Here is a 21,638-nt window from a genome sequence, read left to right on the forward strand (position 1 = left end):
GCCTCACCGCCTCACAGCGGTTCCACGACGAAGCTCTCCATCGCGGCGCCGGCGGACAGCCGTTCCTGGAAACGCTGCGCCGTGTCCAGGGCTTCCGCGATGGTGACGTGCATGTCGATGTAGCGGTAGGTGCCGAGCCGGCCGACGAAGGTCACGCCACGCTCCTGCCGCGCGCGCTCCACGTACCGGGCCAGCAAGGACTTTTCCTTGACCAGGCGGATGGGGTAGTAGGGTGTGTCCGTGCCTTCGCACAGGCGGCTGTATTCCTTGAAGACCACGGTGTCCGCATGCTGCTCCCACGGCGCGAAGTGCTTGTGTTCCGAGATCCGCGTCCAGGGCACCGAGGGGTCGCAGTAGTTGATGACGGCGTTGCCCTGGTAGTCGCCGCCATGGTCTTCCCGCACGAAGTCCAGCGTGCGGTACCCCAGGCGCCCCTCGTCGTAACCGAACCAGGCGTCGATGGGCCCGCTGCAGAAGACGTGGTCGTAGCGCGGCGCGTCCGATCGGTGGAAGGGCGTTTCCAGATGCACCGACACGGTCGGCAGATCGAGCAGGTTCTGCACGATGGCGGTGTAGCCGTCCCGCGGTATGCCCTGGTAGTGGCTGGCGTAGTAGTTGTCGTCGTAGTTGAACCGCACCGGCAGCCGCTTCAGGATGCTGGCCGGCAGGGCCGAGGGCGGCATGCCCCACTGCTTGGTGGTGTAGCCCGCGAAGAAGGCGTCATAGAGCGCGCGCCCCATCAAGCGCAGCGCCTGCTCCTCGAAGTTCTGCGGCTCGCCCTCGCCGGGCTCCCCGATCTGCGCGAAGAACGCTTCGGCTTCGCGTGGCGAAAAGGTCTTGCCGAAGAACTGGTTGATGGTCAGCAGGTTGAGCGGCAGGGAAAACACCCGGCCGCCGGTGAGGGCCTTCACCCGGTTGACGAAGGGCATGAACTCGCCGAACCGGCGGATGTAGTCCCATACGACCTGGTTGCTGGTGTGGAAGATGTGCGGGCCATAGGTGTGCAGCATCACGCCGGTGGCGTCGTCGCGGGCGGTGTGGCAGTTGCCGCCGACATGGGGGCGCGTGTCGAAGACGTCCACTTCATGGCCGGCGCGACCCAGTTCCTGGGCGAGCACGGCGCCGGAGAATCCGGCACCGACGATGGCGATGCGCTGCCTGCGCGCATCCGCCGGGCGGGCGTCGGCGGCAGGGGCGGGGTGGGACAGAGTGCTCATGTGGCGGAAGCCGTTTCTTCGGCGGGGGCGGCCTGCGGCGCGCGTAGGTGGTCCATTGCTCCGGCGGCGTCGTCGAAGCGCTCCAGCAGCCGCTGCATGGCGGCGGCCGTCAGGTCCCACGAGGTGGCGGCCACCTTCGCCCGGGCCTTGCGCTGGAAGTCGGCCCGCTCCTGGTCGCCCCAGCCCAGGATGCGCTCGCAGGCGGCGACGAACTCGGCATGGGACTGCGCGATGGGCACCACGCCTGCATAGTGCTGGCGCACGTCGTGGATGTCGGTGCTCACCGCGGGCTTGCCGGCAGCCAGATACTCGAGCGTCTTCGTCGGACTGATGAAGCGGGTGGAGGCATTGAGCGCGAAGGGCATGAGGCACACGTCCCAGCCCGACAGGAACGCGGGCAGCTCGTCGTAGCGGCGCTGGCCCATCCAGTGCAGGTTGGGCCGCTGGGGCAGGCTGGCGGGGTCGATCTTCACCACCGGGCCGACCATCACCCACTGCCAGTCGGGGTGCGCGTCGGCGGCGGCGGCCATCAAGGCCAGGTCGAGCCGCTCGTCGATCACGCCGTAGTAGCCCAGACGTGGGCGCGCCATGCCCGCCTGGTCGGGATGGTCCGGCACCCCGGTCTGGCCGAAGTGCGCGTGATCGACACTGCTCGGAAAGCAATGCACGTCGGCATGCCGGCCGCGTTTGGATTCGTAGAGGCTGCGGCCGCCGGTGAAGACCAGGTCGACGGAACGCAGCAGGGCTTCTTCCCGCGCAAGCAGCTCTTTGGGGGCGAAGTCGAACGCCGAGAGCTCATCCATGCAGTCGTACACGGACCCGCGCGGCGTCAGCTCCTCTGCCAGGGGCAGGGCCATGGGGGTGTAGAACCAGAGCACGTAGTCATGGATGTCGTGCTCCAGCAGGTGGCCGAGCAGCAGCGTGCGCATGCCGTCCATGTGCTGTGCGTCGAAGCCGTGGGCGGTGCCGGGCATGTGCATGCGCAGCACCTCCACGCCGGCGCAGGGGCTGTAGCGTTCCAGCCAGGGCCGGTCGGCGCCAGGCATGGGTTCTTCGACGAACAGCACGGGGTGCCGGGCCGCCAGGCGCGAAAGCAGCTGCTGTGGGCGCTGATAGACGAAGTCCCAACGGAGATGCGAGAAAACGATCAGATGGGTCATGGGAGTCTCCGGTGAGGGGTGAAGGAAAGCGCTGTGGGAGTCGGGTGCGGGCAGGGTGTGCTGCCAATGCCGGAGCCGGTCGGCATAGGGGGCGCAGAGGCGCCGGTCCAGCCCGCCCGACGGGGCGTCCGGCAGGTCCCAGAGACCGCTGTGGTGCCAGTGCTGCGGCTCCTGCCAGTCGGGGCGGTCGATGAGCGGGTACAGGCACATGCCCAGCAGCGGAATGCCGCGCGCCCTGCAGGCGACGGCCTCCGCTGCGATGTGATCCAGCCAGTCGCTGCGACCCACGCCGACGTGGCCCGTCTCCGACAGGCAGAGCGGCCGGCGGTACCGTTGCCATACGTCGGCGATCAGCTGCGAGGGCCGGCGCCTGCGGGTGTCGTTCAGGTGCCAGTGCAGCCGCGCGTGGCTGCCGTGTTCCCACTGGTTGTTGTGGTAGTAGTTCAAGCCGATCAGGTCGAGGTAGCGCGGCGCGCCGCCCAGCTCCGGCGCCGCGCGGCCGCACAGCATGTCCCAGGCCTCGAACTGGCCGGCATGCTCTTGCGCTGCATCGGCGCAGGCGCCGGGGCCTGCGCCGCACGGCGGCTCCACATGCATCACCGGGTCGGTGTGCAGCAGCCGGGCGAGGGGCGCCACGCTCCACACCGCGTCGGCACCGCGCAGCGCCGCGCGCACCAGCACGCGCTTGAAAGCCTGGCCCCGATGCGGGTCCGCACTCGGGGCGTGGGGCCAGATGAGGCCGGTCCGGGTGGCCGCCCAGGCCAGGAAGGAAATCTCGTTCACCGGCTGGTACACCGGAGCTGGGCCGGGAATGCCCTGCACCGTCTCGGCCACGCGGCGGCAATACGCCGCGAAGGCGTCGACGAACTCATCGGGCCGCTCGAATGGGTCGAGCCGGTCGGGCCAGCCGTAGTGCATCAGCGTCCAGACCACCTGGAGGCCATGGGCTGCGGCCAGATGGGCCTGCCGGGCCAGCGCCCGGAACCCTTCGTCGCCCGCCCGGTCGATCAATCGCCAGCCGATGCTTTCCCGCACGACGCGGATACCCAGCGGGCCGAGCGCGGCATAGTCCTCTACCAGCCGCGCGCCGTGTCCGTTGCGCACGTTCGCATCCAGCGGCATGCCCCAGCCGTTCACGTGGTCGGCGCCTTCGTAGCCGCCCATCCAGAAATCCTGGAAAGGGCTCGCTTCGTGGAAACCGGGGGGGATATGCCGGTGCGGCAGGCTGGTCGCCGGCGAGGAAGTTGCGCGGCGTAGCACGGGCATGTCGGGGGTCAAGATCGATAGAGCGGACGGGTGGGGAGGTTCCGACAGGCGGCACGGCGCTGTCTGAGAATCAGCCTGCGCCCCGCGCCACTCTGGCGTGTAGGGAAACAGCCCGCCTCGGCCTAGGAAGGGGCGCTGCATGGCGCTCCTGCGGCTGTAGGGTGGTATGCAAATGTTGACGGCGCCTTCTCCTACCCCGGCCAGAGGGGCCGCATGCAGGCTCGGGTGGCGGTGTGGGCCCGGAGGCAGTGAGGATGAGGCATGCCACCCAGACCCCCTGTGGATGGGCCGCACGGCCGAAAAGCTAAACCGCCGGTAATCGACCGCCGCGAGGAAGTGGCGTGCCCCGGTTTCCGCCGAGATCCCTTGGCAGCATGCAGTAACGACACCGTCCGTCCAACAGAACAAAAATCATGCAACAAGACACCTCAGCCGCCCTCAGCGCACGGGTCATTGCCAAAAGCCACCTTGCCTTCCCGATAGTGGGCATCGGTGCTTCCGCAGGCGGCCTCGAAGCCTTGCGCCGGCTGCTGGCGGAACTGCCTGCCGAGCCGGGGCTCGCCATGGTGGTCGTGATGCATCTGAGCCCGGAGCACGAAAGCGCGCTGGGCTCGATCCTGAGCCGGGTGGGCAAGCTGCCGGTGACGACCGTGACCCAGACCACTCGCATCGCCATCGACCACGTGTACGTGATTTCGCCGGCCCTGCGGCTGGTGATGAGCGATGGCGAGTTGCAGGTCTATCCTTTGACCACGCTCGAAGGCCGGCGCCGATCCGTCGACCTGTTCTTTCGCAGCCTGGCGCAGGCGCATGCCGAACACGCCGTCGGCATCGTGCTTTCGGGCACCGGCAGCGACGGTGCGCAAGGGCTGCGCCGCATCAAGGAGGCCGGCGGCTTGACAATGGTGCAGAGCCTGGAGGATGCCGAATACGACGGCATGCCGCGATCCGCCATCCAGACCCAGGCTGTGGATTTCGTGATGCCGGTAGAGGAGATGCCTGGCAAGCTGGTGCAGCTGCTGCAGAACGCCCGACGGATCGAAATGCCCAGCCCGCCCGATGAGCTCGACGTGCTGCAGTCCAGGGGCGAAGCCGCCGTGCTGGCCGAAGAGGCGTTGTTGTCCATCAAGGCGCTGCTGCGCGAACGCACCGGCCATGACTTTTCCCACTACAAGCGGGGCACGGTGCTGCGCCGCATCGAACGGCGCATGCAGGTCAACGGCATGCCGGACCTGCCCAGCTATCGCCGCCTGCTCGATTCCGAGCCGCGCGAGACGCCGGCCTTGCTGCAGGACATGCTCATCAGCGTGACCAATTTTTTCCGCGACCCGGACGCCTTCGACCTGCTGAAGCGATCGATCCAGCAGTTCCTGCGGGAGCGCCAGGCCAACGAGCCCTTCCGCGCCTGGGTCGCTGGCTGTGCCTCGGGCGAGGAGGCCTACTCCATCGCCATCCTGCTGCGCGAGGTACTGGGCGCACACGGCGTGCCGGTGCAGCTCTTCGCGTCGGACATCGACGAGCGGGCGGTGGCTGCCGCTCGCACCGGCGTGTTCCCGGCCTCCATCGGTGGCGACGTGGAGCCCGAACGCCTGCGCGACTTCTTCCTGACGGAAGCAGGAGGGCTGCGCATCGCCAAGAGCGTTCGCGATACGGTGGTCTTCTCCGTTCACAACGTGCTGAGCGACCCGCCCTTCACCCGCATGGATCTCATCTGCTGCCGCAACCTGCTGATCTATCTCGACCGGGTCGCGCAGCTGCAGGTGCTGCAGAGCTTCCATTTCTCCTTGAAGGCGGGCGGCCTGCTGTTCCTCGGCAGCTCGGAAACGGCCGACGTGGCGGACACGCTGTTCGACGAGGTGGACAAGACCCACCGCATCTACCGCGCCAGCCGCCAGACACAGCGCGCCCGCCCGTTGCCCCCCCTGCCGAGCCGCATCGCGGACCTGCCGGTGCCGCCACCGCGCACGGCCAGCGCTTCGCCGCCCAAGCCTCCGCTGGAGCTGCTGCACGAACGCATCGTGCGCAATTACTCTCCGCCCACGGTGCTGGTCGATGCCGACGACACCGTGCTGCACGTGAGCCATCGCGCCTCGCACCTGCTGCGGTTGCCGGAAGGCGTGCCGTCCAACAAGCTGCTGGCGCTGGCCCGGCCCGAATTGCGGGCCGAGCTGCGCGCGGCTCTCAGCCGGGCGGCCGAAACCGGCTTCACCGTGGCTTCGCCCAGCGTGCGGTTAACCATCAACGGCGTGCCTTCCACCGTCGTGATGACCGTGCGGCCCGCGGTGGACGAGACTCCCAAGGGCTTGATGCTGGTGGTGTTCGACGAAGCCCGCGAGAGCATGGGTCTGCCCGCCGAAGGAATGGATGGGCGCGACCCGGTCATCGAGTCGCTGGAGTCGGAGCTGCTGCTCACGCAGGAGCGGCTGCGCAACATGCTGGGCGAATCGACGGCGTCCACCGAGGAGTTGCGTGCCTCCAACGAGGAACTGCAGACCATCAACGAGGAGCTTCGCTCCACGACCGAGGAGCTGGAAACCAGCCGGGAGGAACTGCAGGCGGTGAACGAGGAGCTGACCACCGTCAATTCGGAGCTGACCCTGCGGATGGAGGACAGCTCCAAGCTCAGCGACGACCTGCAGAACCTGATGAATTCCGCCGAGATCGGCACCGTGTTCGTGGACCGGGAGATGAAGCTCAAGCGCTTCACGCCGCAGGCGGCGACGCTCTTCAACCTGCTGCCCACCGACACGGGCCGCCCACTGCTCGACATCACCCACCGGCTTCAATACGACGAGCTGGCCAGCGATGTCGCCGACGTGCTGCGCGACCTCAGGCGCATCGAGCGGGAGGTGCGCAGCCTGGACCACCGCTGGTTTCTCGCCCGGGTCGTGCCCTATCGCACCAGCGAGGACCGCATCGAGGGGGCGGTGCTCGCGTTCTTCGACATCACGTCGCGCCGCATGATCGAGGAGAAGCTGCGGCTGAGCGAGCAGCGCATGCGGCTGGTGGCCGAAAGCATGCGCGACTACGCCATCATCACCATGGATGAGAAAGGCGTCATCGCCACATGGAGCCCGGGCGCGGAAAAGATCTTCGGCCACAGCCTGGAGGAAGCCGTCGGCCAGCCGTTCGACATCCTCTTCGAGGCGAGCGACCGTGCCGCGGGCAAGCCCCGGATGGAACTGCAGAAGGCGCGGGATACCGGCCGGGCGGATGACAACCAGTGGCACGTCCGCAAGAACGGGGAACGCATCTTCTGCAGCGGCATCACGACCCCGCTGGGCGAGGGAGGTGTCATCGGCTTCGCGAAGATCTGCCGCAATTTCACGCAGGAGGAGTTTCGCGAGCGGCAGCGGGACGCGGCGCTGGAAACGGAGCGCGCCACCACCCACCGGCTGCACGAGGCGGGCGTGATGAAGGACGAATTCCTCGCGGTGGTGTCGCACGAACTGAAGAACCCGCTGTCTGTCATCCAGATGAACGCGCAGCTGCTCTCGCGTCTGCCCACCCTGCAGGGCGAAAGCCGGGCGCTGCGGGCTGCCCGGGCGATCCAGGGGGCAGTGGCCAGCCAGCTGCAGATCATCAACGACCTGCTGGAGCTTTCGCGTGCCAACATGGGCAAGCTGGTGCTCGCACCGAGCGTGTTCGATGTGGCGGACACGCTCCGCGGCATCGTCGACGCACTGGTCAGCAACGCGCAGGCCAAGCAACTGACGATCAACGTCGACGCGGTGCCGGCCAGGCTCTACGCCGACCCGGTGCGCATCGAGCAGGTGGTGTGGAACCTGATGACCAACGCGGTCAAGTTCACCCCCAGCGGTGGCAGCGTCCATGCCGCCTTGACCGTGGAGGCGGGCATGGCCGTGCTGACCGTGGCGGATTCGGGCATCGGGCTGCACCCGGCCGATCTGGCGGGGATCTTCGAGATGTTCCGGCAGGTCGATTCCGGTGCCAGCCGGCGCAGCGGAGGCCTGGGCATCGGGCTCGCCCTGGTCCGCCAGTTGGTCGAACTGCACGGCGGGCGCGTGGCCGCCCACTCGGAAGGACAAGGGCGGGGGGCGTGCTTCACCGTCTGGCTACCCCTGTGTCTGGCCGCATCGGAAGACGTCGAAGGGGCGCAGCCCCCGTGCAGCCTGGACGGCCTGCGCCTGTTGGTGGTGGACGACGAGCCCGACCTGTTGAACGCGTTCGGTGCGCTGCTGGAGGGCGAGGGCGCGCAGGTACGGCTCTGTACCGGCGCCGAGGAAGCCCTGGCGCAGGCGCATGCCGGTGCTTTCGACGCCGTGATCTCCGACATCGCCATGCCGGGGCGGGATGGCTACTGGCTTGCGCAGCAGCTGCGGGCGGACCCGACCACGCGGGCGCTGACGCTGGTGGCGGCCTCGGGCATGGCGCGGGAGGTGGACCGATCCCGCGCCCTGGCCGCAGGCTTCGATGCCCATCTCGGCAAGCCGGTCGACATCGATCTGCTCAACAACGTGTTGGTGGCCGCATTCAGACAGCGCCACCCGCAAGCCACGGACGATGCACGCCGCGGTGCATCGGCGGGAACGGGCAACAAATTGCCGCCGGCCACCGTCTGACCACCGGGCTGGCCGCGGGATCGCCCCGGCGGCGCCACTGCCCGCCCATCGATGCGATGGCGGGGGCGGCGGGCGCTCAGGCCGTTGCCACGGCCAGCGGCATGGCCGTCTCCAGCTTCGGGTCGTTGGCCGCCGTACGGCGCGGGGCGCGGCGCTTGACGGCCGGACGCACGAAATCCGGGTGGAAACAGCGCCGGCTGCCGTCGGCGAACGCCACGGTCACCGATTGCCCGTCTGCCGCGGCCACCGTACCCTGGCCGTATTTCTTCACCCGCACCACGGCACCGATCTCGAAGCGCGTGGGTGCCGGGGGGGCCGTGGGAAGGCCGGTGCGGTTCGCGGCCGTCGCGGTGGCCACCGGGCTCAGTTGCGGAGCCGAGGTGCCCCCGCCGCTGCGGCCCACCGTGGGCGAGCCGGGACGGGAGGCGGAGACCCGGACGGCCTCTCCCGCGCGCGCCGGAATCTGCTGCACGGTGGCGCTCTGGCGGCCCTCGGTGGCACGGTCCTGCGCCGCCTGCGCCTCGGCCATGCGCACGCAGTTGTCGCACACGCCGCAGGCCTCGGCGTCCTCGATCTGGTTCATGGTGCCCAGCAGCACCTGCCAGCGGCAGCGGCCCGTCTGCGCGTAGAACACCATGTGCTCCAAGCCGTCGTGGTCCAGCGTGCGCTTTTGCACGTAATCCTCGACCAGGGCGCCCAGCGCGGCTTCGTTCAAGCCGTTGCGCTGGAGCTTCACGTGGCCCCGCGCGTTCTGCACGGCGATGCGGCGGCGGCGCAGCAAGCCCAGCGCCACCTGCAGCTTGGCGCGCGGGCGGTCGAGCACACGCTGCAGGCTGTCCAGGTCCCAGGCGGTGGCGTCGCCGGGCGGCGGGTTCTGCAGCGCTTCGTAGAGCGCCGACAGGTCTTCCAGCGTGGGGTAGCGGCCCGCCAGGAAGAACTGCTGCACGGCCTTGTCCTTGCGCAGATAGAGCAGGGTGCAGTCGGCCGGCTGGCCATCGCGGCCGGCGCGGCCAGCCTCCTGGTAGTAGGCGTCCAGCCCGCCGGGCATCTGGTAGTGCACGACGAATCGCACGTCCTGCTTGTCGATACCGAGGCCGAAGGCGTTGGTGGCCACCATCACGCGGGTGTCGCCGCGCATGAAGCGGTCCTGCGCCGCGCTGCGCTCGGCGGACGGCATGCGGCCGTGGTAGAGCTCCACCGATTCGCCCTTGCCGGCCAGCAGGCCATGCACTTCCTCGGCGGCTTTCACGGTGGCGGCGTAGACGATGCCGGAGCCGGGCGCATCGCGCACCGTGCGCAGCAGGGCGTCGCGCTTTTCCGCCTCGGTGGCGACCTGCGTCGCATGGAAGCGCAGGTTGGGCCGGTAGGTGCCGGTGTCCAGCAGCCCAGCCGCCGCGATGCCCAGCTGGCGGCGGATGTCCTGCGCCACGGCGCCGGTGGCGGTGGCAGTCAGTGCCAGCACGGGTGGCTTGCCCAGGCGCGGCAGGGCGTGGGCGATGTCGAGAAAGGCGGGGCGGAAGTCGTGGCCCCATTGCGATATGCAATGCGCCTCGTCCACCACCAGCAGGCCGACGGGGCCGCTGTCGGCCAGCAGGTTCATGAAATCGGCATCGGCCAGCCGTTCGGGCGTGGTGAGGATGATGCGGGCGCTGCCGTCGCGAATGGCTTGTTCGGCCGCCTGCGTCTCGCCGCTCGATAGGGCGCTGTGCAGCTGCACTGCGGCCACGCCGCACTCGCGCAGGGAATCGCACTGGTCGCGCATCAGGGCGATCAGCGGCGACACCACCACGGTCCGGCCGGCGATCAGCACGGCGGGCAGCTGGTAGCACAGCGACTTGCCGGCACCGGTGGGCATCACCGCCAGGGTGTTCTCGCCGCGCAGCACCCGTTCGATCACCTCGCGCTGCCCGGAGCGCAGCGCCCGCAGACCGAACACGTCCTTCAGCACGGTCTGGATGCGCGCCTGGCCGGGGATGCGTGGGCGGCGGGTAGGGGTCTTGGGCGCCGACGTCGTGGAACGGGGCGCGCGGTGGCTGCGAGCAGCTGTGGAAGCAGGCATGGTAGGTGGTGCATCAAGGCCGCAGGGTGCGCAGCCATGGACTGAATGGTCCCGGCACCGGGTGGGCGCCCGCGTGGGACGGTGCTTACGCAGCCTGTCGTCCCCGGGCGCCAAGGGGGGCCCTACAACGCCGCACCCCCGGTGGGCGCCGTCAGCGCACGCACTCCAGCAGCTTGGCATTGAAGGCCGGCAGGTCGTCGGGCTTGCGGCTGCTCACCCAGCGGCCGTCCACCACCACCTCCTGGTCGACCCAGGTGGCTCCGGCATTGCGCAGGTCGGTGGCCAGGCTCGGCCAGCTGGTCAGCTTGCGGCCCTGCACCAGGCCGGCATCGATCAGCAGCCAGGCGCCGTGGCAGATGACGGCGATGGGCTTGCCCGCTTCGTCGAAGGCGCGCACGAAGGCCTGTGCCTGCTCGTCGGTGCGCAGCGTGTCTGCGTTGAGCACGCCGCCCGGCAGCACCAGCACGTCGAAATCCTCGGCGCGCGCCTGGGCCAGCGGCAGATCGACCGGGAAGGTGTCGGCCTTCACGTCGTGGTTGAAGCCCTGCACGCTGCCGTCCTTGGGCGAGACGATGCGGGGTTCGGCGCCGGCCTGGCGCAGCGCGTCGCGCGGGCTGGTCAGCTCGACCTGCTCGAAGCCGTCGGTGACGAGCAGGGCGACACGGCGGCCGGGCTGGGAGGAGGTGGGGGTGGTGCTCATGGATTCGGATTCCTGGAGTGGGGAGGGTTGGGATGAGGCACGGCGCCGTGGTCGGGCCGGCGCCGTGCCGGGCCGCACATCCTGGCGCCGTGCGCCCCCGGCCCCCGGTAGGAAAAGGGCGTGCGCCGCCGTCGCCCGCCGCTGAAGCTGCGGGACGGTGGGGCGGCCGGTCGCCATCGATGCGCGGCCCCCGCTGCGTGAACCGGCTGATGGGCCGCGCGCCGGCCGGCCTGGGCGTACAGGGCGTGCCGGGGGGGCGGGGCGGTGCCGGGGCCGGGCAGGGGCTGGGCAGGTGCCGGGCAGTGGCCGAGGCGGTGGAGCGGCGGGGGGTGAGCGGCCCTGCGGGCCCCGCAGTCGCCCGGAAGGCCAGCTAGGCGCGATGCAGCGCGGGCGGGTGCAGGCGCTGCAGTTCCTGCGGGGGCACGCCGCGGAGCAGGTCGAGCACCATCTCGGCCAGCTCGGCGCCCGTGGCGGCCGAGCTGGCCTGCCGCACGCAGAGCAGGCCGGCCGGGGCCATGCCATCCGGCCATTCGCCGTAGATGGCTACTTCCAGGTCGCGGCCCGGCTGCAGGCCTTGCTCCTTCAGCGCCTGCAGCGCGCCCTGGCCGGCCAGGTCGTTGTCCACCAGCACGGCCTGGGGGCGCTCGGCTGGCGGCAGCGCCAGCAGGTCCCGCAGGGCGCGATAGCCGGCCAGGGGGTCGAAGGCATCGCGCCGGACGGCGGCCTCGGGCAGCGCGGCGCCCGGGGCCGCCTGCAGGGCCGAGACGAACCCGGCGTGCCGTTGCGCTGCGAAGCTGTAGCCGGCGGGGGCACCGATGTAGCCCATGCGCCGCAGGCCGCCGGCCAGGAAGTGTTCGGCCGCCTGCCGCCCGCCCGCATGGTTGTCGAAGTCCAGCCACGCATGGGCGGGCAGCCGGCTCTGCTCCGCCCGGCCATACGCCAGGAAGGGCATGCCATGGCCGGCCAGCAACTGCAGCCGCTCGTCCTGCACGCGGGTGCGGGCGACCACGAAGGCATCGACGCGCCGCGCGGCGATGGCCCTTTCGTAGGCCTGCAGTTCCTGGTCCACGGGAGCGGAGACCAGCAGCAGGTCCACCCCGTCGCGTGCCAGCCGCTCGGTCATGGCAGCCGCCACGGTCAGGAACTGCACGTCGCTGGCGAGGTGGCCCGGAACGATGGGCAGCACCATGCCGACCGCGTCGGCCTTGCCCAGCGCCAGCCGCCGGGCCGTCGCGTTGGGCTGGTAGCCCATGCGCTGCGCGGCGGCCTGCACCAGCCGGCGCGTGCCCTCGGCCACCTCGGGGTAGTCGTTGAGGGCACGGCTGACGGTGGTCAGCGACAGATTGAGTTCGGCAGCGATCCGTTTGAGGGACATGGGGCGTGGCGCGTTTCGTCCTAGTAGAACTACTAAGACGGATTCAAAGCGCTTTGGAGAAAATTCAAAGCGCTTTGAGGTGGTGGATCAATAAAAAATTTAGGGGAGACGAATTCCATGTGCCCACGTCGATCGACGGTTCTGGCAGCGCGCGCATTCCGGGTTGTAGCAAGCGCTTCGATGATACTGGCGGCCCCCGTCGCGCGGGCCGCGGAACCCGCTGGGGAGTGGGAGTTCGGCGCCTACCTGCGCACCGGCGCTGCCCGGGCGTCGGTGGAGGGGGCCCGGCGCGGGGGCTACAGCCTCGGCCTGCCCGGCCAGAAATTCCGGCTGGGCAACGAGGGCGATTTCTATGGCGAGGCGCGGGTCGGCCGCAGCTTCGAACTGGGCTCGGGCGTCAAGCTGCGGGCCGTCTGGGGCGGTGCGCTCTACGACCCCACTCCCACGCCCGACCACCCGCGCTACACGCTCAAACAGGCCTTCGCCGAACTCCAGGGCCTGCCGGCGCTGCCGCCGCAGGCCGCCATCTGGTTCGGCCGGCGCGCCTGGCACCGCGAGCACCTGCACATCGTGGACACCGACTATCTGCTGCCCGACACCGGCCAGGGGGTGGGCATCCATGGCCTGCCGGTCGGCTCCGGCCTGCTGGGGGTGGCCTACTTCGCCAAGAGCATCGAGACGCTGGAGCAGGGCGTCCAGCGCGACGTGAACGCTTCACGGCTCAGCGTGGACTGGAGCGCCGTGCCCATGGGTTCCCAAGGCGCCCAAGGCGATCTGCGCGTGCAGGGCAGCCTGGTGCGCGGCCGCGCGGGCGCGACGGGCGAGCGCCATGGGCATTCGCTCTCGCTGCGTCACCGCAGCTCGGCCGACATGGAGTCGTACCGCCTGCGGCATCTCACCTGGCTGCAGTTCGCCTCGGGCCGGAGCGCGCTCGACAACGGATTCGGCTCCTTCGCGGGCGAGGGGGGCCGCACGGCCAGGCGGCTGGTGCACGCCGTGGAAGGCCAGTTCGGCGCCTGGGGCGGGCAGGCGCTGGTCGGCGTGGAGCGGGGCCGCAACGAAGGTGCGGCCCACCGCGACGACGGCTGGGTGGCCGGCGGCCGGCTCAGCTGGGACGTCGCCCCCCGGGCCAAGCTGCTGTTCGAGGCCGGCTTCAACGAGCGCCGGACGGGCGACGGCGGCCCGGTGCAGCACCTGAGCAAATTCACTTTCGCCCCCGCGCTCGCGGGCAAGCCCGGCATCCATGGCCGGCCCGAACTTCGCCTCTTCGTCACCCACGTCCGCATGAACGGCGCGGCCTCCTCCGCGCTGGCCATGCCCGGCGGCGCCCGCAGCGTCACGCTGGTGGGCCTGCAGCTGGAAACCTGGCTGTAGCTCCCTCCTTTTCTTCCCTTCGCTCCTTTTTTTGCCCTCGACGGCGCATTCCCATGAAAAACCAAGTCCAGCTCATCACCTACGCAGACCGCCTCGCGGGCCATTTCCCTGGCCTTGCCGACCTGTTGGCGGGCCCGCTGGCGCAGGCCATCGGCGGCGTGCACGTGCTGCCGTTCTTCGATCCCATCGACGGGGCGGATGCGGGCTTCGACCCCAGCGATCACACCGCCGTCGATCCGCGCCTGGGCACCTGGGACGACGTGCGTGCCCTGGGCGAGCGGGTCGAGCTGATGGCGGACCTGATCGTCAACCACGTGTCGGACGCGTCGCCACAGTTCCAGGACTTCCTGCGCCGGGGCGATGCCTCGCCCTATGCGGGCATGTTCCTCACGCTCGGCAGCGTGTTCCCCGGCGGGGCGACCGAAGCGGACCTGCTGCGCATCTACCGACCGCGCCCCGGCCTGCCGCTGACGGGCGTGACGCTGGAAGGCGGCGAGAAGCGCCTGTTGTGGACCACCTTCACGCCCCAACAGGTGGACATCGACGTGCAGCACCCCGAGGGCCAGGCCTACCTGAGCGCCATCCTGCAGCGCTTCCAGCAGGCCGGCGTGCGCGTGATCCGGCTCGACGCGGCGGGCTATGCCATCAAGAAGGCGGGCACCAGCTGCTTCATGATTCCCGAGACCTTCGACTTCATCGCCCGGCTGAGCGAGCAGGCGCGCGGCATGGGCATGGAGGTGCTGGTGGAGATCCACAGCTACTACCAAACGCAGATCGAGATCGCCCGGAAGGTGGACCGGGTGTATGACTTCGCGCTGCCGCCGCTGGTGCTGCACGCGCTGTTCCAGGCGGACGCCGCGCCGCTGGCGCACTGGCTTTCCATCAGCCCGCGCAACGCCGTCACGGTGCTGGATACGCACGACGGCATTGGCGTGATCGACGTGGGCGCCGACGCCGCCACCGGCCGGCCGGGCCTGCTGGAGCCCGACGCGATCGATGCGCTGGTGGAAACCATCCACGCCCGCAGCGGCGGCCAGAGCCGCCAGGCCACGGGCGCCGCGGCCTCCAACCTCGATCTCTACCAGGTCAACTGCACTTACTACGACGCCTTGGGCCGCGACGACGAAGCCTATCTGGCGGCCCGCGCCATCCAGTTCTTCGCGCCCGGCGTACCGCAGGTCTATTACGTGGGCCTGCTGGGCGGCGTGAACGACATGGACCTGCTGGAGCGCACCCACGTGGGCCGCGACATCAACCGCCACCACTACGCGGCAGGCGAGGTGCAGGCCTGCCTGCGCACGCCGCTGGTGCGCCGCCTGCTGGAACTGGCGGCCTGGCGCAACACGCACCCCGCCTTCGCGGGCGACTTCGCGGTGCTGCCGGCGGCGCCGGGCCACCTCTCGCTGGCCTGGACGCACGGCGCGGCCCACGCGCGGCTGGACGTCGACCTGGCCGCGCGCCGCGCCGTCATCACCCAGCAGGGCGGCGCCGATGGCCGTCCCGCCCGCTGGGCCGTGAGCGGCGCCGGACCGGCCCCCGCCCCGGCCCGGGCCGAGCCCGTGGCCCTCGACGCCCGCTGACCGGCTGACCAGCTGACCGGCACCGCAAGGCGCGCCCGCCAACACCATCCACACAGGAGACAACGCCATGCATTCCGCCTCCACCCTGCCCGCGCAGGCCCGCCAGCTGCGCTGGCTCACCTGCCTGATGTTCCTGATCTTCGCCATGACCACCGACGCCGTCGGCGTCATCCTGCCCGAGGTGATCCGCACCTACGGCCTGAGCATGGCGGCCGCCAGCGCGTTCCACTACGGCACCATGCTGGCGATCGCGCTGTCGGGCTTCCTGCTGGGCGGCCTGGCCGACCGCTGGGGGCGCAAGGCCACCATCCTGCTGGGCCTGTCCCTCTTCGCAGCGGCCAGCGGCCTGTTCGCGGTGGGCGACGGCTTCGGGTTCTTCCTCGCGCTGCTCATGCTCTCGGGCGTGGCCATCGGCATCTTCAAGACCGGAGCGCTGGCGCTGATCGGCGACATCTCCCGTTCCACCCGCGAGCACACCGCCACGATGAACACCGTGGAAGGCTTCTTCGCCATCGGCGCCATCATCGGCCCGGCCCTGGTGACCTGGCTGCTGCATGCCGGCCTGCCCTGGATGTGGCTCTACGTGTCCGCCGCCGTGCTGGCCCTGGTGCTGGTGGTGTCCGCCGCCAGCGTGCGCTATCCGCAGCGGCCCGCCACGGCAGCGGCCACCGCCGCGCCCGGCGCCAGCCTGGGCCAGTGCTTCGCGCTCATGCGCCAGCCCTACGTGCTGGGCTTCGCGGTCTCGCTCTTCCTCTATGTGGCGGTGGAATGCGCCATCTACGTCTGGCTGCCCACGCTGCTGCAGGGCTACCAGGGCCCGGCGGCCCTGCTCGCCGCCTATGCGCTGCCGGTGTTCTTCACGCTGCGCGCCATCGGCCGCTTCCTGGGTGGCTGGCTGCTGGAGCGGCTCGAATGGTCGCTGCTGACCTGTGCCATGGCGCTGTGCATTGCCCTGTGCTTCGCCGGCGCGCTCTGGGGCGGCGTGGCCTGGGCGGTGTACCTGCTGCCCGCTTCGGGTCTCTTCATGTCCGTGCTCTATCCCACGCTCAATTCCAAGGGCATCAGCTGCGCGCCGCGCTCCCAGCACGGCGCCGTGGCCGGCCTGAACCTGTTCTTCTCCTGCCTGGGCGCGGCGGCCGGCCCGTTCGCCATGGGCCTGGCGGCCGACGCCTTCGGCGGCATGCGCCACGGCTTCGCGCTGGCGGCCGGCTTCGCCGTGCTGCTGTTCGCCGGCCTGCTGTGGAACTGGCTGCGCCAGCCGGTGCGCGAGCACCTGGCGCGCTGCGACGAGCGCGACTATGCCGGCGCCTGAGGCCGGTGCATCACCGAAAGGAGCACCCATGTTCGTGGTCTGTGGCGAAGCGCTGATGGACGTCTACGTGCGCGACAGCACGCCCACCGGGCTGCTGCTCGATGCCCGCGTGGGCGGATCGCCCTTCAACATGGCCGTGGGACTGGCCCGCCTGGGCCAGCCGGTGCAGCTGCTGGCGGGCCTGTCGCAGGACGTGTATGGCGAGCGGCTGCTGCAGACGCTGCGCGACGAAGGCGTGGGCGCCTCGCTGGTCCTGCACAGCCCGGCGCCCACCACCCTCAGCGTGGTCAGCGTGAACCACGCGGGCGTGCCAAGCTACGCCTTCCACGGCCATGGCGCGGCCGACCGCCAGCTGCACCCGCACGACCTGCCGGCGCTGCCGGCCGGGGCGCGGGTGCTGCAGTTCGGCTCGTATGCGATGGTGGTGGAGCCGGTCGGCGCCACGCTGCGGGCGCTGGCGGCGGCCGAGCGCGGCAGCCGGCTCATCGCCTACGACCCCAACGTGCGGTTGAACGTCGAGCCCGACCTGGAACGCTGGCGGGCCGTGGCCAGCCAGATGGCGGGGCTGGCCGACCTGGTCAAGGTGAGCGACGAAGACCTGGGCCTGCTCCATCCGGACGAGTCTCCCGCCCATGTGGCGGAGCGCTGGCTGGCGGCCGGCGCCCGCCTGGTGGTCGTCACCCGGGGCGCCACCGGCAGCGAGGCCTGGAACCGCCGGGGGCATGCTGCCGCCCGGTCGCTGCTGGTCGACGTCGTGGACACCGTGGGCGCGGGCGATACCTTCCAGGCGGCGCTGCTCGCCTGGCTGGCCGAGCACGGTTTGCTGGACGCGGGTGCGCTGGACGCGCTGGACACCCACCAGCTCGGCGCGATGCTGCGCTTCGCTGCCCGGGCGGCTTCCATCACCTGCTCGCGGCGGGGCGCAGACATGCCCCGGCGGGCCGAGCTGCTGTAGGCAGGCCTGGCAGCGATGGCCGTGCCACGGCCCTTTGCAGATGCGGTCAGCCGGGGGGCGTCCCGACCCCGCCCAGGGGCCGCCGCACTCCGCTGTGCACGGGCCCACCGCACCCGTAGGCTTCGGCTGACATCGCGGTGCGGCGTCGCCCGCCGGCCACGGCCCGGGCGGCCTTCTACATTCCTTCCATGCAAGCGCAGACGGCACTGTTCACTACGTACACGGCATTGGTTCGTGAGGTCAGGCAGGGTGCTTCGGAGCGCTGCTCCCCATTCGGTTCCTCCTTCCTTCGGCGATGACGCCATGGCCCAAGGCAGCGGTTCCACCTCCGGCGACCTCGTCGTCGCCCGCCCCCAGGGCCTGTATTGCACGGCCGGCGATTTCTACATCGATCCGTGGCGGCCGGTAGACCGTGCCGTCATCACCCACGGCCATTCCGACCATGCCCGCATGGGCCACGCCCACTACCTGGCGCACACCGACAGCGAAGGCACGCTGCGCCAGCGCCTGGGGGCCGACATCCAGCTGCAGACGCTGCCCTATGGCGAGGTGATCGAGCACCACGGCGTCAAGCTGTCGCTGCATCCGGCGGGCCACGTGCTGGGTTCCGCGCAGGTGCGGCTGGAGCACGGCGGCCGGGTCTGGGTGGCCTCCGGCGACTACAAGACCGAAGCCGATGGCACCTGTGCGCCCTTCGAGCCGGTGCGCTGCGACACCTTCATCACGGAATCCACGTTCGGCCTGCCGATCTACCGCTGGCCCACCCAGCCGGTGCTGTTCGCCGACATCAACGCCTGGTGGCGCGCCAACGCGGCCGACGGGCGCCCGTCCGTGCTGCTCTGCTATGCCTTCGGCAAGGCGCAGCGCATCCTGCACGGGGTGGATCGCAGCATCGGGCCGATCGTGGTGCATGGCGCCGTGGAGCCCCTCAACGAGGTCTACCGCGCCGCCGGCGTGGATCTGCCGGAGACCCTGCGCGCCACCGATCCGCGCGTGACGCCCTCCCTGCTGAAGACGGCCCTGGTACTGGCGCCGCCCTCGGCCCAGGGCACGCCCTGGATGCGCCGCTTCCCCCGCCATTCCGACGCCTTTGCCAGCGGCTGGATGCAGCTGCGCGGCACGCGCCGCCGGCGCGGCGTGGACCGGGGCTTCATCATGTCCGATCACGCCGACTGGCCCGGGCTGCAGTCGGCCATTGGCGCGACCGGCGCGGAGCGCATCTTCGTCACCCACGGCAGCGTGGCCGTGCTGGTGCGGTGGCTGCGCGAGCAGGGGCTGGACGGCCAGTCCTTCCATACCGAATACGGCGACGAGGACGATCAGCCGGACGCGGCGCAGCACCCCGCCAGCGGCTCGACCACCGCAGCTGCGGAGGGCGCCGCAGGCGACGCCGAGCCGGAGCCGGCGCAGGAGCCGGCCGGCACATGAAGGACTTTGCGGCGCTCTACCGCGCGCTCGACTCCAGCACCTCCAACCTGGCCAAGCAGGCGGCACTGCGCGCCTATCTGGAAGCCGCTGCGCCCGAAGACGCCGCCTGGGCCGTGTATTTCCTGGCCGGCGGCAAGCCGCGCCAGCTGGTGCCCTCCAAGCTGCTGCGCAGCTTCGCGCGCGAGGCTGCGGGCCTGCCGGAGTGGCTGTTCGACGAAAGCTACGACGCCGTGGGCGATCTGGCCGAGACCATTTCGCTGCTGCTGCCTGCGCCCCTGCAGACCCACGAGCTGGGTCTGGCCGAGTGGATGGAGCATCACCTGTTGCCGCTGCGCGGCCAGCCGCCCGAGGTTCTGGAGCCCACCCTGCGGGCGCAGTGGAGTGCGCTCGCGCCCGATGAGCGGCTGGTGTATTTCAAGCTCATCACCGGCGCCTTCCGCGTGGGGGTGTCGCGCCTGCAGGTCACCCAGGCGCTGGCGGCGGTGAGCGGGGTGGATGCCAAGCGCGTGGCGCAGCGGCTGATGGGCTATACCCACATCGGCGCGCGCCCCGGTGCCGCCGACTACCTGCGGCTGGTGGCCGCGGCCGATGCCGGGGGCGACGAAGCCGCCGAGGGCGAAGTGCGGGGCCATCCGTATCCCTTCTTCCTGGCCCACCCGCTGCAGCTGCCGGTGGAGCAGTTCGACGCCGTGCTCGGCCCGCCCGACCGCTGGCAGGTCGAGTGGAAGTGGGACGGCATCCGCGCCCAGCTGGTGCGCCGCGCGGCAGCCGATGGATCTGCCGCCGGCACCTGGATCTGGTCGCGCGGCGAGGAGCTGGTGAGCGACCGCTTCCCCGAACTGCAGGCCCTCGGCGGCCAGTTGCCGCCCGGCACGGTGATCGACGGCGAGATCGTCGTCTGGCGCGCCGCCGAGGGCGACGTGCCGGCCCGCGTGCGCCCCTTCGCCGATCTGCAAAAGCGCATCGGCCGCAAGACGCTGGGCCCGAAGCTGCTGCGCGACCTGCCCGTGGTGCTGCTGGCCTATGACCTGCTGGAAGAGGGCGGCGAGGACCTGCGCGCGCTGCCGCAGCACGAGCGCCGCGCCCGGCTGGACGCGCTCGTCGCCCGCCACCCGCACCCGGCGCTGGTTCAGAGCCCGGTGCTGCAGGGCGACAGCTGGGCCGCGCTGGCCGAGCAGCGCAGCGAGGCCCGCGCCCTGGGCGTGGAGGGCATGATGCTCAAGGCCCACGATGCGCAGTATGGCGTGGGCCGCACCAAGGACGTGGGCACCTGGTGGAAGTGGAAGATCGATCCGCTCTCGGTCGATGCCGTGCTGATCTACGCCCAGCGGGGCCACGGCCGCCGTGCCACGCTCTACAGCGACTACACCTTCGCCGTGTGGGACGCCGAGCCCGGCGTGCCGGAGCGCCAGCTGGTGCCCTTCGCCAAGGCGTATTCGGGCCTGACCGATGCCGAGATGGCGCGGGTGGACGCCATCATCCGCCGCACCACCGTCGAGACCTTCGGCCCGGTGCGCAGCGTGCGCCCCACGCTGGTGTTCGAGCTGGGCTTCGAGGGCATCGCCCGCAGCAGCCGCCACAAGAGCGGCATCGCCGTGCGCTTTCCGCGCATGCTGCGCTGGCGGGAAGACAAGCCGGTGGAGGAGGCGGATTCGCTCGGCACGCTGGCCATGCTGCTGCCGGCGGCGGATGGCTGATACTACCAAATTGATAGCTACACAGCCTTGATCATCAAGCGCTGGAGGGCGATTTGACCTGAATTTCTCGGCGCCAGGGCCCGGGGCCGCCTCAGCCCGCGGCCTCCGGCGGGCGGTCGTTCTCGATCCACACCTTGGTGGCGTCGCCCACGCGCGAGAGCTGCATGTGGTACTCGTAGCGCTCGGGGTGGTAGAGGCCGGTCAGGAACTGCACCGGCCGGCCGCTCGCATCGACCGCCACGCGGGCGACGCGCAGCAGCGGCACGCCCGGCGCCACGCGCAGGGCCGCCGCCACGTGCAGGTCGGCCAGCGCCGCGCCCAGGGTCTGCTCGGCCGACACCACCTGCACGCCCGACTGCTCCAGCGCGACCAGCATGGGCACGTCCTGCAGGGTGGGCTTTTCCACCGCCGCTGCCAGGTCGGGCGGCAGGAACACCTCGGTGTATGCGATGGGCTGGCCCTTGAACTTGCGCACCCGCACCACCTTCAGCACCGGGCTGCCGGCCGGCAGCTGCAAGGCCTGGGCGACGTGCGAGGGCGCCGGCAGCAGCCTGTGCTCCAGCACCGTCACGCGCGTGCGCCGGCCCATGTTGACGATGTTGTCCAGCAGGCCGCCCCGCAGCCGCAGGTGCGCGGGCAACTCGTCCTGGGCTGCCGGCAGCGTGCCCTTGCCGCGCAGGCGCACCACCAGGCCCTCTTCTTCCAGCCGCGCCAGGGCCGAGCGGATGGTGACGCGCGCCACGCCGAACTCCTCGGCCAGCTGCCGTTCGCCCGGCAGCGGCAGGCCGCGTTCGTACTGGCCGGACTTGAGCCGCTCGCGCAGGATGAGCCGCACCTGGTGGAACCGCGGCAGGGCGGGCGAAGGGGAGGTGTCGAGCGGCTCGGTCATTGCAGCCACTGTAGGAGCCCGGTGGGCCGAGGGCAAGGCGCCG

General features: G+C 70.7%; 13 protein-coding genes. 7 read left to right on the forward strand and 6 right to left on the reverse strand.

Translation table 11 applies throughout. The features are described 5' to 3' along the window. Nucleotides 1-11: 11 nt before the first annotated feature. Both ASF94_RS01570 and ASF94_RS21650 read right to left on the reverse strand, forming a co-directional pair. Nucleotides 12-1,217, reverse strand: coding sequence for a UDP-galactopyranose mutase (locus ASF94_RS01570; protein WP_056660485.1), 1,206 nt, complete (start codon nucleotides 1,215-1,217; stop codon nucleotides 12-14). After that, nucleotides 1,214-3,541: a glycosyltransferase gene (locus ASF94_RS21650; RefSeq protein WP_056660488.1), complete on the reverse strand. Its 2,328-nt coding sequence runs from the start codon at nucleotides 3,539-3,541 to the stop codon at nucleotides 1,214-1,216. Before ASF94_RS21650 ends, ASF94_RS01570 begins: the two co-directional genes overlap by 4 nt. A 515-nt stretch (nucleotides 3,542-4,056) precedes the next feature. On the opposite strand from ASF94_RS21650, the gene ASF94_RS01580 reads away from it, so the two are divergent. Further along, nucleotides 4,057-8,226: a chemotaxis protein CheB gene (locus ASF94_RS01580; RefSeq protein WP_082492894.1), complete on the forward strand. Its 4,170-nt coding sequence runs from the start codon at nucleotides 4,057-4,059 to the stop codon at nucleotides 8,224-8,226. A gap of 76 nt (nucleotides 8,227-8,302) precedes the next feature. Here ASF94_RS01580 and ASF94_RS01585 read toward each other — a convergent pair whose 3' ends face one another. From ASF94_RS01585 to ASF94_RS01595, 3 genes are all read right to left on the reverse strand, one after another. Further along, the gene (locus ASF94_RS01585) at nucleotides 8,303-10,285 is read right to left on the reverse strand and encodes an ATP-dependent DNA helicase RecQ (RefSeq protein WP_056660491.1); all 1,983 of its coding nucleotides are present in this window, start codon (nucleotides 10,283-10,285) and stop codon (nucleotides 8,303-8,305) included. A 151-nt stretch (nucleotides 10,286-10,436) separates the two neighbouring features. Then, the gene (locus tag ASF94_RS01590) at nucleotides 10,437-10,985 is read right to left on the reverse strand and encodes a type 1 glutamine amidotransferase domain-containing protein (protein WP_056660494.1); all 549 of its coding nucleotides are present in this window, start codon (nucleotides 10,983-10,985) and stop codon (nucleotides 10,437-10,439) included. 370 nt (nucleotides 10,986-11,355) lie between these two features. After that, entirely contained in the window at nucleotides 11,356-12,360 is a 1,005-nt protein-coding gene (locus ASF94_RS01595; protein ID WP_056660497.1) for a LacI family DNA-binding transcriptional regulator, read from the reverse strand. A 180-nt stretch (nucleotides 12,361-12,540) separates the two neighbouring features. Between ASF94_RS01595 and ASF94_RS01600 the strand changes: the two genes are divergently transcribed. From ASF94_RS01600 to ASF94_RS01625, 6 genes are all read left to right on the forward strand, one after another. After that, nucleotides 12,541-13,734, forward strand: coding sequence for a carbohydrate porin (locus ASF94_RS01600; RefSeq protein WP_056660500.1), 1,194 nt, complete (start codon nucleotides 12,541-12,543; stop codon nucleotides 13,732-13,734). 53 nt (nucleotides 13,735-13,787) lie between these two features. Beyond that, nucleotides 13,788-15,314: a sucrose phosphorylase gene (gene gtfA, locus ASF94_RS01605; RefSeq protein ID WP_082492896.1), complete on the forward strand. Its 1,527-nt coding sequence runs from the start codon at nucleotides 13,788-13,790 to the stop codon at nucleotides 15,312-15,314. 67 nt (nucleotides 15,315-15,381) lie between these two features. Further along, a complete protein-coding gene (locus tag ASF94_RS01610) occupies nucleotides 15,382-16,626 on the forward strand; it encodes a sugar MFS transporter (RefSeq protein ID WP_056660503.1) in 1,245 nt (414 codons plus the stop codon). A gap of 28 nt (nucleotides 16,627-16,654) precedes the next feature. Next, nucleotides 16,655-17,581, forward strand: coding sequence for a carbohydrate kinase (locus ASF94_RS01615; RefSeq protein WP_056660506.1), 927 nt, complete (start codon nucleotides 16,655-16,657; stop codon nucleotides 17,579-17,581). Nucleotides 17,582-17,884: 303 nt separating this feature from the next. Further along, nucleotides 17,885-19,009 (forward strand): ligase-associated DNA damage response exonuclease, encoded by a 1,125-nt coding sequence (locus ASF94_RS01620; RefSeq protein WP_056660509.1) that lies wholly within the window; start codon nucleotides 17,885-17,887, stop codon nucleotides 19,007-19,009. Then, the gene (locus ASF94_RS01625; RefSeq protein WP_056660513.1) at nucleotides 19,006-20,706 is read left to right on the forward strand and encodes an ATP-dependent DNA ligase; all 1,701 of its coding nucleotides are present in this window, start codon (nucleotides 19,006-19,008) and stop codon (nucleotides 20,704-20,706) included. The genes ASF94_RS01620 and ASF94_RS01625 overlap by 4 nt, the downstream gene beginning before the upstream one ends. Nucleotides 20,707-20,797: 91 nt before the next feature. On the opposite strand, the gene ASF94_RS01630 is transcribed toward ASF94_RS01625, so the two are convergent. Next, nucleotides 20,798-21,595 (reverse strand): GntR family transcriptional regulator, encoded by a 798-nt coding sequence (locus tag ASF94_RS01630; RefSeq protein ID WP_056660516.1) that lies wholly within the window; start codon nucleotides 21,593-21,595, stop codon nucleotides 20,798-20,800. Nucleotides 21,596-21,638: the final 43 nt, after the last annotated feature.

The sequence above is a fragment of the Acidovorax sp. Leaf160 genome, assembly GCF_001424265.1.
GTDB lineage: Bacteria > Pseudomonadota > Gammaproteobacteria > Burkholderiales > Burkholderiaceae_C > Paracidovorax.